At 63.5% G+C, this 3,216-nt stretch carries 1 protein-coding gene and 1 pseudogene; both read right to left on the reverse strand.

The window, feature by feature from the left end; genetic code table 11:
- Positions 1–87 precede the first annotated feature (87 nt).
- Positions 88–3,054, reverse strand: coding sequence for a Tn3 family transposase (locus ACOTWU_RS25065; RefSeq protein WP_042863651.1), 2,967 nt, complete (start codon positions 3,052–3,054; stop codon positions 88–90).
- Positions 3,055–3,056: 2 nt separating this feature from the next.
- Positions 3,057–3,122, reverse strand: a pseudogene (locus ACOTWU_RS25070) (helix-turn-helix domain-containing protein); the annotation flags it as partial.
- Positions 3,123–3,216 lie beyond the last annotated feature (94 nt).

Here is a 3,216-nt window from a genome sequence, read left to right on the forward strand (position 1 = left end):
GTTTTCCATGATGGTTCTCCGAATGAAAGCCTGTCCTCAGCATAGTACTGGGAAGGAGGGAGTGACCATCTCATTAAATAAAGCACGCTAAGCCGGTTGCAGCGGTCGTAGCGGCCTGAACTTGCCCGCGCCGATCTTGGCGCTGCTGCGCCAGAGGTAATCGCCGGTGAGGTTGATGTGCTCCCAACCGAGCGGCGACAGGTACTGCAACAGCGCGTCATCAATGGCATGGCCGTTGCCACGCAGCGCGTGCGCAGCCCGTTCCAGATAGACCGTGTTCCACAACACGACGGCAGCCGTTACCAGATTGAGGCCGCTAGCCCGGTAGCGCTGCTGCTCGAAACTGCGGTCGCGGATTTCACCCAGGCGGTTGAAAAACACTGCCCTGGCCAGCGCATTGCGCGCCTCGCCCTTGTTCAGGCCGGCATGCACGCGGCGGCGCAGTTCCACGCTTTGCAGCCAGTCCAGGATGAACAGCGTGCGCTCGATGCGGCCCAGCTCGCGGAGCGCCACGGCCAGGCCGTTCTGGCGTGGGTAGCTGCCGAGCTTTCGGAGCATCAGGGAGGCCGTCACCGTGCCCTGCTTGATCGAGGTGGCCAGCCGCAGGATTTCGTCCCAATGGGCGCGGACGTGCTTGATGTTGAGCGTGCCGCCGATCATGGGTTTCAGCGCGTCATAGGCGGCGTCGCCCTTCGGGATGTAGAGCTTGGTGTCGCCCAGGTCGCGGATGCGCGGCGCGAAGCGGAAGCCCAGGAGGTGCATCAGGGCGAAGACGTGATCGGTGAAGCCCGCCGTGTCGGTGTAATGCTCCTCGATCCGCAAGTCGGACTCGTGGTACAGCAGGCCGTCGAGCACGTAGGTCGAATCGCGCACGCCGACGTTCACGACCTTGGTGTGAAATGGCGCGTACTGGTCAGAAATGTGGGTGTAGAACGTCCGCCCTGGGCTGCTCCCGTATTTCGGGTTGATGTGGCCGGTGCTCTCGGCCTTGCTGCCGGTGCGGAAGTTCTGGCCGTCCGACGATGAGGTGGTGCCGTCGCCCCAGTGCTCGGCGAAGGGATGGCGGAACTGTGCGTTGACCAGATCGGCCAGCGCCGCCCCGTAGGTTTCGTCGCGGATGTGCCAGGCTTGCAGCCAAGCCAGCTTGGCGTAGGTCGTGCCGGGGCAAGACTCCGCCATCTTGGTCAGGCCCAGGTTGATCGCGTCGGCGAGGATCGTGGTCAGCAACAGGTTCTTGTCTTTGGCCGGGTCGCCCGATTTCAGATGCGCGAAATGCCGAGTGAAGCCCGTCCATTCGTCCACCTCCAGCAGCAGTTCGGTGATCTTGACGTGCGGCAGGATCATTGCCGTCTGGTCGATCAGCGCTTGGGCGGTGTCGGGTACCGCCGCGTCGAGCGGCGTGATCTTCAAGCCTGACTCGGTGATGATGGCGTCCGGCAGCTCGTTGGCCGTCGCCATACGGTTGACGGTGGCAAGCTGTGTTTCCAGCAGCGTCAGCCGGTCGTTCAGGTACCGGTTGCAGTCGGTGGCCACGGCCAGCGGCAATTCGCTGGCCTGCTTGAGGCTGGCGAATTTCGCGGGCGGCACCAGGTAGTCCTCGAAGTCCTTGAACTGGCGCGACCCCTGCACCCAGATGTCGCCGGAACGCAACGCGTTCTTCATCTCCGACAGCGCGCACAGTTCGTAGTAGCGCCGGTCGATGCCGGTGTCGGTCATGACCAGCTTCTGCCAGCGCGGCTTGATGAACTCGGTCGGCGCGTCGGCGGGCACCTTGCGGGCGTTGTCGCTGTTCATGCCGCGCAGCACCTCGATGGCGTCGAGCACGTCCTTCGCGGCGGGAGCGGCCCGCAGCTTGAGCACGGCAAGGAATTCCGGCGCGTAGCGGCGCAGCGTGGCGTAGCTTTCGCCGATGCGGTGCAGGAAATCGAAGTCCTCGGGCTGCGCAAGCTTCTGCGCTTCGGTGACGCTCTCGGCGAAGGCATCCCAGGACATGACGGCCTCGATGGCGGCGAACGGATCGCGGCCCGCCTGCTTGGCCTCGATCAGCGCCTGGCCGATGCGGCCGAACAGCCGCACCTTGGCGTTGATCGCCTTGCCGGACGCCTGGAATTGCTGCTGATGCTTGTTCTTGGCGGCGTTGAACAGCTTGCCCAGGATGCGGTCGTGCAGGTCGATGATTTCGTCGGTGACGGTGGCCATGCCCTCGATGGCAAGCGCCACCAGGGTGGCATAGCGTCGCTGCGCCTCGAACTTGGCCAGGTCGGCGGGCGTCATCTGGCCACCCTCACGGGCGATCTTGAGCAGGCGGTTCTGGTGCACCGACCGCTCGATGCCAGAAGGCAGGTCGAGCGCCTGCCACGCTTTGAGGCGTTCGATGTGTTCCAGCATGTGCCGCGAATTCGGTTTGACGGGCGATTGGCGCAGCCAGGCCAGCCAGGTCGTTTTGCCGTTGTCCCGACGCTTGAGCAGATCGTCGAGGCGGCGGCGATGCGCGTCCGACAGCGGTTCGGCCAAGGCATCGTAGATGCGCCGGTTGGCGCGGGTGATTGCTTCGGCGCTCGCCCGCTCGACGGCGTTGAGGGCAGGCAGAATGACCGACTGCTGCCGCAGGTGCTCGATCAAGGTGCTGGCCAGCACGATGCCCTTGTCGGTCTGCAAGGCCATCTCGGTCAGCAACTGGACGGCCTGCCGGTAGTGGCCCATGGTAAAGGGCTGGAAGCCGAACACCGTTTGCAGTTCGACCAGGTGCTCGCGCCGGGTCTGCTCCCGCTGCCCGTATTCGTCCCAGCTTTCGACGCTGACCTTGAGCTGGTCGGCGACCAGTTTCAACAAGGGCGGAAACGGCGGCTCATCGACGCCCAGGATGACACCAGGAAAGCGCAGGTAACAGAGCTGCACGGCGAAGCCCAGCCGGTTGGCCGGGCCGCGCCGCTGCCGGATGATGGAGAGGTCGGTTTCGCTGAACGTGTAGTGACGGATCAACTCATCCTTGGTGTCCGGCAACGCCAGCAGGCTTTCGCGCTCGGCGGCGGACAGGATTGAACGACGTGGCATATTTACTGATCCGTTCTCAAGTATTGATACAGGGTTTCGCGACTGATTCCGAATTCACGAGCCAGCTTGGCACTGTTGCAAAGTTAGCGATGAGGCAGCCTTTTGTCTTATTCAAAGGCCTTACATTTCAAAAACTCTGCTTACCAGGCGCATTTCGCCCAG

It is taken from the genome of Enterobacter cloacae complex sp. GYL001 (assembly GCF_049237125.1).
Lineage (GTDB): Bacteria > Pseudomonadota > Gammaproteobacteria > Enterobacterales > Enterobacteriaceae > Enterobacter > Enterobacter hormaechei_C.

Coding starts and splice junctions, on each gene's coding strand:
- ACOTWU_RS25065 (WP_042863651.1), bottom strand. CDS start 3,054: ATGCCACGTCGTTCAATCCTGTCCGCCGCCGAGCGCGAAAGCCTGCTG.